11 protein-coding genes and 1 pseudogene are annotated in these 13,443 nt (G+C 54.8%); 6 read left to right on the forward strand and 6 right to left on the reverse strand.

Annotated features, from left to right (window positions below; genetic code table 11):
• Nucleotides 1-123: 123 nt before the first annotated feature.
• Nucleotides 124-924, reverse strand: a complete 801-nt coding sequence (btuF, locus tag ACI2JR_RS04620; RefSeq protein WP_462477988.1) for a vitamin B12 ABC transporter substrate-binding protein BtuF — start codon at nucleotides 922-924, stop codon at nucleotides 124-126.
• On the reverse strand, nucleotides 917-1,615 hold the full coding sequence (gene mtnN, locus ACI2JR_RS04625) for a 5'-methylthioadenosine/S-adenosylhomocysteine nucleosidase (RefSeq protein WP_132729850.1): 699 nt from the start codon (nucleotides 1,613-1,615) through the stop codon (nucleotides 917-919). The genes btuF and mtnN overlap by 8 nt, the downstream gene beginning before the upstream one ends.
• Before the next feature lie 84 nt (nucleotides 1,616-1,699).
• On the opposite strand from mtnN, the gene dgt reads away from it, so the two are divergent.
• The 3 genes from dgt to ACI2JR_RS04640 all read left to right on the forward strand — a co-directional run bounded on the left by dgt (nucleotide 1,700) and on the right by ACI2JR_RS04640 (nucleotide 6,125).
• The gene (dgt, locus tag ACI2JR_RS04630) at nucleotides 1,700-3,214 is read left to right on the forward strand and encodes a dGTPase (RefSeq protein ID WP_462477989.1); all 1,515 of its coding nucleotides are present in this window, start codon (nucleotides 1,700-1,702) and stop codon (nucleotides 3,212-3,214) included.
• A 135-nt stretch (nucleotides 3,215-3,349) separates the two neighbouring features.
• Nucleotides 3,350-4,789 (forward strand): serine endoprotease DegP, encoded by a 1,440-nt coding sequence (degP, locus tag ACI2JR_RS04635; RefSeq protein WP_132729848.1) that lies wholly within the window; start codon nucleotides 3,350-3,352, stop codon nucleotides 4,787-4,789.
• Between the two features lie 178 nt (nucleotides 4,790-4,967).
• Nucleotides 4,968-6,125, forward strand: a complete 1,158-nt coding sequence (locus ACI2JR_RS04640) for a CdaR family transcriptional regulator (protein ID WP_462477990.1) — start codon at nucleotides 4,968-4,970, stop codon at nucleotides 6,123-6,125.
• A 91-nt stretch (nucleotides 6,126-6,216) separates the two neighbouring features.
• Here ACI2JR_RS04640 and ACI2JR_RS04645 read toward each other — a convergent pair whose 3' ends face one another.
• The 4 genes from ACI2JR_RS04645 to map all read right to left on the reverse strand — a co-directional run bounded on the left by ACI2JR_RS04645 (nucleotide 6,217) and on the right by map (nucleotide 11,089).
• Nucleotides 6,217-6,606 carry a DUF3461 family protein gene (locus ACI2JR_RS04645; protein WP_004858100.1) on the reverse strand — a complete coding sequence of 130 codons (390 nt, stop codon included), beginning with the start codon at nucleotides 6,604-6,606 and terminating at the stop codon, nucleotides 6,217-6,219.
• A 107-nt stretch (nucleotides 6,607-6,713) separates the two neighbouring features.
• Nucleotides 6,714-7,538 (reverse strand): 2,3,4,5-tetrahydropyridine-2,6-dicarboxylate N-succinyltransferase, encoded by an 825-nt coding sequence (gene dapD / locus ACI2JR_RS04650; RefSeq protein WP_132729846.1) that lies wholly within the window; start codon nucleotides 7,536-7,538, stop codon nucleotides 6,714-6,716.
• A 33-nt stretch (nucleotides 7,539-7,571) separates the two neighbouring features.
• Complete coding sequence (gene glnD, locus ACI2JR_RS04655) at nucleotides 7,572-10,235, reverse strand: bifunctional uridylyltransferase/uridylyl-removing protein GlnD (RefSeq protein WP_462477991.1); 2,664 nt, start codon at nucleotides 10,233-10,235, stop codon at nucleotides 7,572-7,574.
• Nucleotides 10,236-10,294: 59 nt separating this feature from the next.
• The gene (map, locus tag ACI2JR_RS04660) at nucleotides 10,295-11,089 is read right to left on the reverse strand and encodes a type I methionyl aminopeptidase (RefSeq protein WP_132729844.1); all 795 of its coding nucleotides are present in this window, start codon (nucleotides 11,087-11,089) and stop codon (nucleotides 10,295-10,297) included.
• Between the two features lie 324 nt (nucleotides 11,090-11,413).
• Between map and rpsB the strand changes: the two genes are divergently transcribed.
• The 3 genes and pseudogenes from rpsB to ACI2JR_RS04675 form a co-directional block, all read left to right on the forward strand.
• The gene (gene rpsB / locus ACI2JR_RS04665) at nucleotides 11,414-12,139 is read left to right on the forward strand and encodes a 30S ribosomal protein S2 (protein ID WP_004858107.1); all 726 of its coding nucleotides are present in this window, start codon (nucleotides 11,414-11,416) and stop codon (nucleotides 12,137-12,139) included.
• Nucleotides 12,140-12,259: 120 nt separating this feature from the next.
• The gene (gene tsf, locus ACI2JR_RS04670; RefSeq protein ID WP_095103655.1) at nucleotides 12,260-13,111 is read left to right on the forward strand and encodes a translation elongation factor Ts; all 852 of its coding nucleotides are present in this window, start codon (nucleotides 12,260-12,262) and stop codon (nucleotides 13,109-13,111) included.
• Nucleotides 13,112-13,258: 147 nt separating this feature from the next.
• Nucleotides 13,259-13,443 (forward strand): annotated as a pseudogene (locus ACI2JR_RS04675) (UMP kinase); the annotation flags it as partial.

Genomic DNA, 13,443 nt, shown 5'->3' on the forward strand with positions numbered 1-13,443 from the left:
CGCTTAGCGCCCGGTTTCTTAGGCTATTTTCTTCACCACGTTGCATCCGCTCAGCGTTCGCCATTGGCATAGCGCTCCGGCTTTCGTCGCTGGGGATCGAATTATTGATTGTGCAAACAGCGCTTATTTGACCTGTTCGAGCGCAGTGCAGAGCTGTTTTGCGGCGAGGATAATACGCGGGCTTGCGCGCTCAAACCAGTCGCTATGCAACGCAATTAGCGAAATTGTTAACTGGTTATGCCAGTAGCGCTCAACGTCGGGAATTCTGCTGGCATCGCCGGTAATGACGATAGCCTGAGGCTCCCTGGCCAGTACCTGCTCGCGGCTCACCTGGGGCCAGGGAACCTTGCTGGCGGCGAAAATATTTTCACCGCCGCATAGCGTCAGCACCTGATCCTGAATGGAGCCCCGGCTGGTGGTAAAAAGGGGGCTGGTACCGAATTGCAGAAAGACGCGCTTTTTCGGCGTGCTGGCGTAGCGGGCTTTCAGGCGATCGTAGTCATCCTGCAGGCTCTGCGCGGCCTGGCGGGCTTTTTCCGGCTGCGGGCTCCACTGCGCCAGCTGCCGCAGGGTGGTAATAATCTCTTCGATGGTCGTCGTATCGACCCAGACCACCTTGATGCCCAGCGAACTCAGTTGGTTAACCTGCCGTTCGGCATTCCCGCCGCGCCACGCCAGAATCAGGTCCGGTTTTAGCGCCACGATACGCTCCAGGTTCATCCCTTGCCAGCTGGAGACCTGTTCGATTTTACTCGCCTGCGGCGGGTAATCAGAATAGCTGCTGACGCCAACCGGCGTGATGCCGGCGGCAAACGCCAGTTCGGTATTGGCCGGCGACAGCGTGATAACCCGCGGCGCGGCGAAGAGCCACGCCGGGGCCAGCAACAGCAGGGCGGTCAGCGCCCGTTTAAGCGACTTAGCCACGTGCCAGATTCTGCACCAGCTTTTCCACCATCAGCGTGGACTGCTTAGCGGCGACGGCGAGGAACTCGTCGAAGCTCAGATGGGACTGTTGGTCGGCCACGTCGGAAATCGCGCGGACCACGACAAACGGAACGCCGAAGTTATAGCAGACATGGGCAATCGCGGTGGCTTCCATCTCGACCGCAACGGCCTGCGGGAAGTTGTGACGAATTTTCGCCAGCCCGACGGAACCGTTGATGAACGCGTCGCCGCTGACGATCAGGCCGCGTACCGCGTTCAGATTCAGCGCTTCAATACAGCTTTGCGCGGCGGCAATCAGCTTGTCGTCGGCTTTGAAACCGGCCGGACAGCCCGGCAGCTGGCCATATTCGTAACCAAAGGCGGTCACGTCGGCATCGTGGTAGCGCGTTTCGTCGGAGATAACGATGTCGCCGACTTTCAGCGTTGGCGCCAGGCCGCCTGCGGAACCGGTGTTGATAATCACCTCCGGTTTGCACAGCTCCAGCAGCAGCGCGGCGCCCATGGCGGCCGCCACTTTGCCAATACCCGATTTCAGCAGAGCGACGTCGGTGCCGTTCAGCTGCCCGGTATAAATTTCGCTGCCGCCAAGGGTCAGCGTCTGACGGTTTTCGATTTTGTCGCGCAGAAGGGTAACTTCTTCTTCCATAGCGCCAATAATGCCGATTTTCATAGATTTACTCGCGATGTGTCAGGTTTAGTTGCATAGTCTATCATGCACTCAAAGGGAAACGTTATTGCTCGCGCGGGAGAGGCCATGGCAAAAATTGATTTTCGCAACAAGATTAACTGGCGTCGGCGCTATCGTTCGCCGCAAGGCGTCGAAACGGAACGTGAAATCCTGCGTATTTTCGAAAGCGACCGCGGGCGGATCATTAATTCGCCGGCGATTCGCCGTTTACAGCAGAAAACCCAGGTCTTCCCGCTGGAGCGTAACGCCGCAGTACGCACCCGCTTAACCCACTCCCTTGAAGTTCAGCAGGTGGGGCGCTATATCGCCAAAGAGGTCCTCAGCCGCCTGAAAGAACAGAATCTGCTGGAAACCTACGGGCTGGATGCGCTGAGCGGGCCGTTTGAGAGCGTGGTGGAAATGGCCTGCCTGATGCATGACATCGGTAACCCGCCGTTTGGTCATTTTGGCGAGGCGGCGATCAATGACTGGTTTCGCCAGCGTCTGGCGCCTGACGACGCGGCCGGCGAGCCGGTAGCGCACGATCGTTGTACGGTTGAGGCGCTGCGTTTGCAGGCGGGACAGGCCGAGCTGAACGAGCTGCGCCGCAAGGTACGCCAGGATCTGTGCTGGTTTGAAGGCAACGCGCAGGGCATCCGTTTAGTCCATACGCTGATGCGGATGAATCTGACCTGGGCGCAGGTTGGCTGTATTTTGAAATATACGCGTCCGGCGTGGTGGCGGGGAGCGCTGCCGGCGAGCCACAGTTATTTAATGAAAAAACCTGGTTATTATTTAGCCGAAGAGGGCTATATTGCGAGGTTGCGTAAAGAACTTGATCTGGCTCCTTATAATCGCTTTCCATTAACATGGATTATGGAGGCTGCGGACGATATCTCATATTGTGTGGCCGATCTTGAAGATGCGGTTGAAAAACGTATTTTCAGCGTCGAGCAGCTGTATCAGCTGCTGTATGAGGCGTGGGGACAGCATGAAAAAGGTTTGCTATTTTCGCAGGTGGTAGAAAATGCGTGGGAGAAATCACGCTCTAATTCGCTTAGCCGGAGTACTGAAGATCAGTTCTTTATGTATTTGCGGGTCAATACGCTGAATAAACTGGTGCCGTATGCGGCGCGCCGGTTTATCGATAATTTACCGAAGATCTTTGCTGGCGATTTTAATCATGCGCTGCTTGAGGATGATAGCGACTGCAGTCAGCTGCTGGAGCTATATAAAAACGTAGCGATAAAACATGTGTTTAGCCATCCGGATGTTGAGCAGCTGGAATTACAAGGTTACCGGGTGATTAGCGGTCTTCTGGATATCTATGAGCCGCTATTAAAATTATCTCTGGAACAATTCAGCTTATTAGTTGAGAAAGATCGGGTGCGCAGTTTACCTATCGCTTCACGCTTGTTCCAGAAACTCTCAACGCGCCATCGGCTAGCCTATGTTGAAGCAATAAATAAAATCCCCGGCGAGGCTGAAGAATTTCCGGCGATGGAATATTATTATCGCTGCCGTCTGATTCAGGACTATATCAGCGGGATGACGGATTTATATGCATGGGATGAATATCGCCGCTTGATGGCGGTAGAATAAGTACAGGTTTTGTAAAGATGGACAATAAATTTTTACTTTTTCCAGTATCTTAATTCCGGAACTTAGCGCGATAAAATGACTCTGATAGTCACATACATAGCAATTTGCGTTATCAAAAATAGAGATTGAGACATCATGAAAAAAACCACGTTAGCAATGAGTGCACTGGCTCTGAGTTTAGGTCTGGCGTTATCCCCGCTCTCTGCGAGCGCGGCAGAAACGTCCTCTTCGGCCTCAAGTACGCAGCAAATGCCAAGTCTGGCTCCGATGCTGGAAAAGGTCATGCCATCGGTTGTCAGCATCAACGTTGAGGGCAGCACCACCGTTAATACGCCGCGGATGCCGCGTAACTTCCAGCAGTTCTTCGGTGATAACTCGCCGTTCTGCCAGGATGGTTCCCCGTTCCAGAGCTCTCCGTTCTGTCAGGGCGGTGGGCAAGGCGGCGGTGCGCCGGGTGACGGCGCTCAGCAGCAGAAATTTATGGCGCTGGGTTCCGGGGTCATTATTGACGCCGCTAAAGGTTATGTTGTGACCAACAACCACGTGGTGGATAACGCCACGACGATCAAAGTACAGCTGAGCGATGGCCGTAAGTTTGACGCGAAAGTGGTCGGCAAAGATCCGCGTTCCGATATTGCCCTGATTCAGATTCAGGATCCGAAAAACCTGACGGCGATTAAGCTGGCGGACTCTGATGCCCTGCGCGTCGGTGATTATACCGTGGCGATCGGTAACCCGTTCGGCCTTGGGGAAACCGTCACCTCGGGGATTGTCTCCGCGCTTGGCCGTAGCGGCCTGAACGTAGAAAACTACGAAAACTTTATCCAGACCGATGCGGCGATCAACCGCGGTAACTCCGGCGGCGCGCTGGTCAATCTGAACGGTGAACTGATCGGTATTAATACCGCGATCCTCGCCCCGGACGGCGGCAACATCGGGATCGGTTTTGCCATCCCGAGCAACATGGTGAAAAACCTGACCGAGCAGATGGTTCAATACGGCCAGGTGAAACGCGGTGAGCTGGGCATCATGGGGACCGAGCTGAACTCCGAACTGGCGAAAGCGATGAAGGTTGACGCACAGCGCGGCGCCTTCGTGAGCCAGGTGATGCCGGGTTCGGCGGCGGCGAAAGCGGGTATCAAAGCCGGTGACGTGATCACCTCGCTGAACGGCAAACCGATCAGCAGCTTTGCCGCACTGCGTGCGCAGGTTGGTACGATGCCTATCGGCAGTAAAGTCCAGCTGGGCCTGGTGCGTGATGGTAAACCGGTGAATGTCACCGTCGAACTGCAGCAGAGCAACCAGACTCAGGTTGACTCCAGCACCATCTTCAACGGCATTGAAGGTGCTGAGATGAGTAATAAAGGCCAGGATAAAGGCGTTACGGTCAACAATGTGAAAGCGGGGACTCCGGCGGCGCAAATCGGTCTGAAAAAAGGCGACGTCATTGTGGGGGCTAACCAGCAGCCGGTGAAAAACATTGCCGATCTGCGCAAAATCTTTGATGCGAAACCGTCGGTGCTGGCGTTGAATATCCAGCGTGGTGATAGCACCATCTACCTGCTGATGCAGTAATCTCCGACGGCTAAACCAGCCCCTTCTCCTCGCGGAGGGAAGGGGCTTTTTTTGATCCTGATTTCGGTTCTGTGATTCCCCCCACAACTCCATACTTCTCTGCGTTCCTTTGTGCATATGCACAATGCGACGTGCGCGTAACTCTTTTATGCTGGTGCCCTGTTCACGGGAGGGTTACATGGCTGGCTGGCATCTTGATACCAAAATGGCGCAGGATATCGTTGCGCGTACGATGCGCATCATTGATACCAATATCAACGTAATGGACGCCCGTGGGCGCATTATCGGCAGCGGCGACCGCGAGCGAATTGGTGAATTGCACGAAGGGGCGCTGCTGGTGCTCTCCCAGGGGCGGGTCGTGGATATCGACGATGCGGTCGCTCGCCATCTGCATGGCGTACGCCAGGGGATCAACCTGCCATTGCGGCTGGAGGGGGAGATCGTCGGCGTTATTGGCCTGACCGGTGAACCCGAAACGCTGCGTAAATATGGCGAGCTGGTGTGCATGACCGCCGAGATGATGCTGGAGCAGTCGCGATTGATGCATCTTCTGGCGCAGGATAGCCGCCTGCGTGAAGAGCTGGTGATGAACCTGATTCAGACGGAAGAGAATACGCCGGCGCTCACCGAGTGGGCGCAGCGGCTGGGGATCGATCTCAATCAGCCACGCGTTGTCGCCATGATTGAAGTCGATAGCGGCCAGCTTGGCGTGGACAGCGCCATGGCCGAGCTACAGCAGCTGCAGACCGCCCTGACCACGCCGGATCGCAACAATTTGGTGGCGATTGTCTCTCTGACCGAGATGGTGGCCCTCAAGCCCGCCCTGAACGCGTTTGGCCGCTGGGACGCGGAGGATCACTGCAAAAGGGTCGATCAGCTGATCGCCCGTATGAAAGAAAACGGCCAGCTGCGCTTTCGGGTGGCGCTGGGTAACTTTTTTACCGGCCCAGGGAGCATCGCCCGTTCGTACCGCACCGCGCGCACCACCATGATGGTCGGTAAGCAGCGGATGCCGGAGAGCCGTAGCTATTTTTATCAGGATTTGATGCTGCCGGTACTGCTCGATAGCCTGCGCGGCGGCTGGCAGGCCAATGAGCTGGCCCGTCCGCTGGTCAGGCTAAAGGCGATGGATAATAACGGTCTGCTGCGACGGACGCTGCAGGCGTGGTTTCGCCATAACGTGCAGCCGCTGGCGACGTCGAAGGCGCTGTTTATTCATCGTAATACGCTGGAGTATCGCCTGAATCGTATTTCAGAACTGACGGGGCTGAACCTCGGGAACTTTGATGACCGCCTGCTGCTGTATATCTCGTTGCAACTCGATGAGCAGCGGTAGACGATAATCCCGGATGACGGCACGCGCGCTTGATCCGGGCTATCGTCGGTGTTGCCCCGGCCGGCATCGCGCCTGCGGGGAGAAAACAGACTTATTTATTGCGCGTCAGTTTTTCCAGATCGGCTTCGATTTCACTGATCTTATGGGTGACGACGCTTTCCAGATGGCGCAGATCGTCAAGGATCTTGCGTTTAAGATCGACTTCGGTGCGATCGCGCTGGCAGATCTGGTCCAGTTCATCGATCACATAGCGCAGATTCGGGCTAATTTCCTGGACTTCTTTATATCCCTGACCGACGCCGTCAGCGACTACGGTCTTGCGCTGGCGTGGATATTTAAACTTGACGCTTTTGGCGAAAAACTCGCCTTTGTCCTTCTGAAAATAGATTTTCAGGATGTCGTTGTTAGCTTCCTGGCGCAGGCTATAGCGATCGATTTCATCAGGATTGGTAATGCCAAGACTTTTCAGATTATCGTACATAACGGTACCTTTGATATCATCATAACCTTTGAATAATTAACGAAAAGATCCATTTCCGCCAGCGTCAGATACAAAAAAAGCGGGATATCTCCCGCTTTTTATTCTGCTTAGTCGATGGTACGCAGCAGTTCGTTAATGCCGACTTTGCCGCGAGTTTTCGCATCCACTTTCTTCACGATGACCGCGCAGTACAGGCTATACGTGCCATCTTTCGACGGCAGGTTGCCGGAAACCACCACCGAGCCCGCCGGAACGCGGCCGTAGTGGACTTCGCCGGTTTCGCGATCGTAAATTTTGGTGCTTTGGCCGATGTACACGCCCATGGAGATAACCGCGCCTTCTTCGACGATAACGCCTTCAACGATTTCTGAACGCGCGCCGATGAAGCAGTTATCTTCGATGATGGTCGGGTTAGCCTGCAGCGGCTCCAGTACGCCACCGATGCCGACGCCGCCGGACAGGTGCACGTTTTTTCCGATCTGCGCGCAGGAACCGACGGTCGCCCAGGTATCAACCATGGTACCTTCGTCAACGAAGGCGCCGATGTTGACATAAGATGGCATCAGCACGGTGTTGCGGGCAATAAACGCGCCCTGACGCACCGCGGCCGGTGGAACCACGCGGAAGCCTTCTTTCTGGAAACGCGCTTCATCATAGTCCGCGAATTTCATCGGCACTTTATCGAAGTAGCGGCTTTCCGCACCGTCGATAACCTGGTTATCGTTAATACGGAAAGAGAGCAGAACCGCTTTCTTCAGCCATTGATGGGTGACCCACTGGCCATCGATCTTTTCAGCGACACGCAGCGCGCCGGAATCAAGCAGAGAAATCACCTGGTTAACCGCTTCGCGGGTTACGGTATCCACATTTGCCGGCGTGATGTCGGCGCGACGCTCAAAAGCGGACTCAATAACATTCTGTAATTGCTGCATTGTTTACTCTTTCTCTTTACACATAAAAGTTCGTTACCCTTTATCGTTTGGATTGAGGGCCTCTGTCAACCGTTGTTGTACTTCTTGTTGCAGCTCATTATTAAGCGCACGCCGGTCCGCCGTCGCGATTATAAATAAATCTTCTACTCGCTCCCCAATTGTCGTAATTCTCGCCCCGTGGAGCGAAATATTGAGGTCGGCGAACACCTGACCCACGCGAGCCAGCAGGCCCGGTTGATCGAGGGCAATCAGCTCAAGAAACGATTTTCTGTCGGTGTGCGTCGGCAGGAAATTGACCTCGGTGACAACGGAAAAATGGCGCAGTTTTGCCGCCTGGCGACGCGGAGCCGGCGGCTCCCAGCTGCGCTGGGTGATAGTCTGCTCCAGACCGTTACGGATCATCTCATGGCGATCGGCGGAGAGCGGACTGCCGTCCGGTTCCAGCACAATAAAGGTGTCCATCGCCATGCCGTCGCGGGTGGTAAAAATCTGGGCATCGTGGACGCTGAGGTTGCGCCGATCCAGCTCACCGCAGACGGCGGCAAACAGGTAAGGCCGGTCCGGGCTCCAGATAAAGATCTCGGTCCCGCCGCGCGTGGCCTGCGAGCTGAGCAGGATCATCGGTTTGCTCAGGTCGTGTTTGAGTAAATTGCGGGCGTGCCAGGCGAGCTGATTGGGCGTATGGCGCACGAAGTAGTTGGCGCGGCAGCGGTTCCAGATCTGATGCAGCGCCTCTTCGTTAATATTCTCCATCCGCAGCAGCGCCAGCGCCTGCAGCTGATGATGACGCACCCGTTCGCGCATATCGGGGGTACTCTGCATACCGCGACGCAGCTGTTTTTCGGTAGCGAAATAGAGCTCGCGCAGCAGACTCTGCTTCCAGCTGTTCCACAGCGTTTCGTTGGTCGCGCAGATGTCGGCCACCGTCAGGCACACCAGATAGCGCAGGCGATTTTCCGTCTGCACTTCTTCCGCGAACTGTTTAATGACCTCAGGATCCTGAATATCACGGCGCTGGGCGGTGACGGACATCAGCAGATGATGGCGTACCAGCCAGGCGACCAGCTGGGTTTCGCGTGAGTTAAGGCCGTGCAGCTCGGCGAATTTCAGCACATCCTGGGCGCCGAGGACCGAGTGATCGCCGCCGCGACCTTTGGCGATGTCATGAAACAGGGCGGCAATCAGGATTAACTCCGGATGCGTCAGGCGTGGCCACAGCTCGACGCACAGCGGATGGCGGCTGCGGGTCTCTTCTTTGGCGAAGCTTTCCAGCTTCAGCAGCACGCGAATCGTATGTTCATCGACCGTATAGGCATGAAAGAGGTCAAACTGCATCTGGCCGACGATATGCGACCACTGTGGCATATAGGCCCACAAAACGCTGTGGCGATGCATCGGCAGCAGGCCGCGGCTCACCGCGCCCTGGTGGCGCAGCATGCTGAGAAAAATCGCGCGCGCTTCCGGGATATAGCATAGCGGCTGTGTCAGATGGCGGCGCGCGTGGCGCAAATGGCGCAGCGTCGTGGAGTAGATCCCGGTGATGTTGCTGTTACGCACCATAATATAGAACATACGCAGGATCGCCTGCGGTTCACGGATAAACAGCGTATCGTCACGCAGATCGATTAGCGTGCCGCGTAGCTGAAAATCATCATCAATGGGCCGCGGCTTTTCATCTTCGGTGAGGGCAAGAATGGCTTCATCAAACAGCTGGAGCAGCATGTGGTTCAGCTCGCTCACCCGGCGGGTGACGCGGAAGAAATCCTTCATCATATGCTCGATAGGCTGGTTGCCTTCACCCTCATAGCCTAAGCGACGGGCGACGCTGAGCTGGCGGTCGAACAGCAGACGGTTGTCGTAACGCGTCAGCTCCAGATGCAGAGCAAAGCGGATCCGCCAGAGCTGGTGCAGACATTCGTTGAGCTCGTTGCGCTCGGCTTCGGTGAGAAAACCGAAGCCGACCATTTCATCCATTGAGGTGGCGCCGAAGTGGCGGCGGGCTACCCACTGCAGGGTGTGGATATCGCGTAGGCCACCGGGGCTGCTTTTCACATCCGGCTCGAGGTTATAGCTGGTGCCGTGATAGCGCTGGTGGCGGACCTGTTGCTCTTCCACCTTAGCGGCAAAGAACTTCTCCGAGGGCCAGAAACCATCGCTGAAAATATGTTTTTGCAGCTCAAGGAATAGCGCGACATCGCCAATCAGCAGGCGTGATTCAATCAGGTTCGTGGCGACGCTCAGGTCGGATAGCCCTTCCAGCAGGCACTCTTCCAGCGTTCGCACGCTGTGGCCAACCTCAAGCTTGATGTCCCACAGCAGGGTCAGCAGTTCGCCGACTTTCTGCGCCTGCTCATCGGAGAGCTTCTTGCGGCTGAGGATCAGCAGGTCGACGTCGGAGAGCGGGTGTAACTCGCCGCGACCGTATCCGCCGACCGCGACCAGCGCCAGATCGCCGACTGCGCCAAAGCCGTAATCAATCCACAGACGCTGGAGCAGCTGGTCGATAAATTCGGTACGCGCTTCGATCAGCGCCTCGGCAGTCATACCGCTATCGAACGCTTCACCCAGCCAGCGCTGGAAGATATCAAGATGTGCCTTAATGGTGGCACAGTTCAGGTCACCCTGCGGCCAGCTACCTGGGTTATCAGGCTGGACGGAGAGGCCAGGGGAGACAGCGTCAGGTAAAGAGTTGCTCATCGCGTCACCATAAGAAAAAACTATCACCCATAAAAAAGCCGGCGGGCGCCGGCTTTTCGTTATGCTTCGTGCGAGATTATCGCCGGGATGGTGTCATCCTTGCGTAGCGTCAGAATTTCGCAGCCGTTATCTGTCACCACAATAGTATGCTCGTACTGCGCAGACAAGCTCCGGTCTTTGGTTTTCACCGTCCAGCCGTCTTTCATGCTGCGGATCTCTTTCCTGCCCGCATTGACCATCGGCTCGATGGTGAAGGTCATGCCCGGCTTGAGCACCACGTTGGTTTCCGGGGAGTCGTAGTGCAGCACCTGCGGCTCTTCATGGAAGCCGCGGCCGATGCCGTGGCCGCAGTATTCACGCACGACGGAGAAACCTTCCGCTTCCACGAATTTCTGAATCGCCGCGCCGATCGCGCGCAGGTTGATACCCGGCTTAACCATCTTCAGGGCCAGATACAGGCTTTCCTGCGTGATGCGGCACAGACGCTCGCCGAGGATCGTCGGTTTGCCGACGATAAACATCTTCGAGGTATCGCCGTGGAAATCATCTTTAATGACCGTAACATCAATGTTGACGATGTCGCCGTCTTTCAGCAGTTTTTCATCGTCAGGGATACCGTGACAGACGACTTCATTAATAGAGATGCACACGGATTTTGGAAAACCGTGGTAACCGAGGCAGGCGGAGACCGCTTTCTGCTCGTTAACGATATAGTCGTTGCAGATACGGTCCAGTTCGCCGGTGCTGACGCCCGGTTTAACGTAGGGTTCGATCATTTCCAGCACTTCGGCGGCCAGGCGGCCGGCAACGCGCATTTTTTCGATGTCTTCAGATGTTTTGATAGATATAGCCATGGAATGTGTCCATCTGTGTCGATTTTTTCGACAATAATAAGAGTCAGTCCTGTCAATGTTAACAGTCCGGGTGACCTGCTGCCAAATTGAGAATCATTAAGCGCACTCAGCGTCAACAAGAGTTGGTTTCTGATCCTGTTTTGTGGTATAAAGCGCGCCGGACTTCCGTTCCATTTCGTACTACACAGGATGGACTGAAGCGACAAATCTCACTTTGTGTAAATAACACACACGTATCGGCACATATTCCGGGGTGCCCTTTGGGGTCGGTAATATGGGATACGTGGAGGCATAACCCCAACTTTATCTATAGAGGTTTTAAACATGGCAACTGTTTCCATGCGCGACATGCTCAAGGCTGGTGTTCACTTTGGTCACCAGACCCGTTACTGGAACCCGAAAATGAAGCCTTTCATCTTCGGCGCGCGTAACAAAGTTCACATCATCAACCTTGAGAAAACTGTACCGATGTTCAACGAAGCTCTGGCTGAACTGAACAAGATCTCTGCTCGTAAAGGTAAAATCCTTTTCGTTGGTACGAAACGCGCTGCAAGCGAAGCGGTAAAAGAAGCTGCTAACAGCTGCGACCAGTTCTTCGTGAACCATCGCTGGTTGGGCGGTATGCTGACTAACTGGAAAACCGTTCGTCAGTCCATCAAACGTCTGAAAGACCTGGAAACTCAGTCCCAGGACGGTACTTTCGAGAAGCTGACCAAGAAAGAAGCGCTGATGCGCACTCGTGAGCTGGACAAGCTGGAAAACAGCCTGGGCGGTATCAAAGACATGGGCGGCCTGCCGGACGCACTGTTCGTTATCGACGCTGACCACGAGCACATCGCTATCAAAGAAGCAAACAACCTGGGTATCCCGGTATTTGCTATCGTTGATACTAACTCCGATCCGGACGGCGTAGACTTCGTTATCCCGGGTAACGACGACGCAATCCGCGCTGTTAGCCTGTACCTGGGCGCTGTAGCGGCAACCGTGCGTGAAGGTCGTTCTCAGGATCTGGCTTCTCAGGCGGAAGAAAGCTTCGTAGAAGCTGAATAATAAGGTCTAGCCCTTATTTAGTACCGTGTATAAATAGGGGCCTATATTTGGCCCCTTTTTCACTTTTAAACCTGTTTGGTTCTTTGAACCGGGCAGGTCATCTCTCCCGAGGATTAAAGAATGGCTGAAATTACCGCATCCCTGGTAAAAGAGCTGCGCGAACGTACTGGCGCAGGCATGATGGATTGCAAAAAAGCGCTGACTGAAGCGAACGGCGACATCGAGCTGGCAATCGAAAACATGCGTAAATCCGGCGCGATCAAAGCGGCGAAAAAAGCAGGCAACGTTGCTGCTGACGGCGTGATCATCACCAAAATCGACGGCACCTACGGCATCATTCTGGAAGTTAACTGCCAGACTGACTTCGTCGCGAAAGACGGCGGTTTCCAGGCATTTGCTAACAAAGTTCTGGACGCAGCGGTTGCTGGCAAAATCACCGATGTTGAGGTGCTGAAGGCACAGTTCGAAGAAGAGCGTGTTGCGCTGGTTGCGAAAATCGGTGAGAACATCAACATCCGTCGCGTTGCTGCCCTGGAAGGCGAAGTTCTGGGTTCTTACCAGCACGGCGCACGTATCGGCGTTCTGGTTGCGGCTAAAGGCGCGGATCAGGAACTGGTTAAACAGCTGGCAATGCACATCGCTGCAAGCAAGCCGGAATTCGTTAAGCCGGAAGACGTTTCTGCTGAAGTCGTAGAGAAAGAGTACCAGGTTCAGCTGGACATCGCGATGCAGTCCGGTAAGCCGAAAGAAATCGCAGAGAAAATGGTTGAAGGCCGCATGAAGAAATTCACCGGCGAAGTTTCTCTGACTGGTCAGCCTTTCGTTATGGACCCGAGCAAATCTGTTGCTCAGCTGCTGAAAGAGCACAACGCCGACGTGACTGGCTTCATTCGCTTTGAAGTGGGCGAAGGCATCGAGAAAGTTGAGACTGACTTTGCAGCCGAAGTTGCTGCGATGTCCAAGCAGTCTTAATTTTTAAAAGGAGCCGCCTGAGGGCGGCTTCTTTTTGTGCCCATTTTGTAAATTCAGCCAACTGCTTATAGTGGCGGCGCTGAAAAGCGACATACAATGTCGCCAGTATTCATTCATCTCACTCGTTGACAGTCTCAGGAAAGAAACATGGCTACCAATGCAAAACCCGTCTACAAACGTATTCTGCTTAAGTTAAGTGGCGAAGCTCTGCAGGGTTCGGAAGGCTTCGGTATTGATGCAAGCATACTTGACCGTATGGCTCAGGAAATCAAAGAACTGGTTGAACTGGGTATTCAGGTTGGCGTAGTGATTGGTGGCGGTAACCTGTTCCG

The sequence above is a fragment of the Klebsiella sp. NPDC088457 genome, from assembly GCF_044900465.1.
In the GTDB taxonomy this organism is placed as follows: Bacteria; Pseudomonadota; Gammaproteobacteria; order Enterobacterales; family Enterobacteriaceae; genus Klebsiella.

Coding starts and splice junctions, on each gene's coding strand:
- ACI2JR_RS04640 (WP_462477990.1), top strand. CDS start 4,968: ATGGCTGGCTGGCATCTTGATACCAAAATGGCGCAGGATATCGTTGCG.
- map (WP_132729844.1), bottom strand. CDS start 11,089: ATGGCTATATCTATCAAAACATCTGAAGACATCGAAAAAATGCGCGTT.
- mtnN (WP_132729850.1), bottom strand. CDS start 1,615: ATGAAAATCGGCATTATTGGCGCTATGGAAGAAGAAGTTACCCTTCTG.
- glnD (WP_462477991.1), bottom strand. CDS start 10,235: ATGAGCAACTCTTTACCTGACGCTGTCTCCCCTGGCCTCTCCGTCCAG.
- dgt (WP_462477989.1), top strand. CDS start 1,700: ATGGCAAAAATTGATTTTCGCAACAAGATTAACTGGCGTCGGCGCTAT.
- rpsB (WP_004858107.1), top strand. CDS start 11,414: ATGGCAACTGTTTCCATGCGCGACATGCTCAAGGCTGGTGTTCACTTT.
- dapD (WP_132729846.1), bottom strand. CDS start 7,538: ATGCAGCAATTACAGAATGTTATTGAGTCCGCTTTTGAGCGTCGCGCC.
- degP (WP_132729848.1), top strand. CDS start 3,350: ATGAAAAAAACCACGTTAGCAATGAGTGCACTGGCTCTGAGTTTAGGT.
- tsf (WP_095103655.1), top strand. CDS start 12,260: ATGGCTGAAATTACCGCATCCCTGGTAAAAGAGCTGCGCGAACGTACT.
- ACI2JR_RS04645 (WP_004858100.1), bottom strand. CDS start 6,606: ATGTACGATAATCTGAAAAGTCTTGGCATTACCAATCCTGATGAAATC.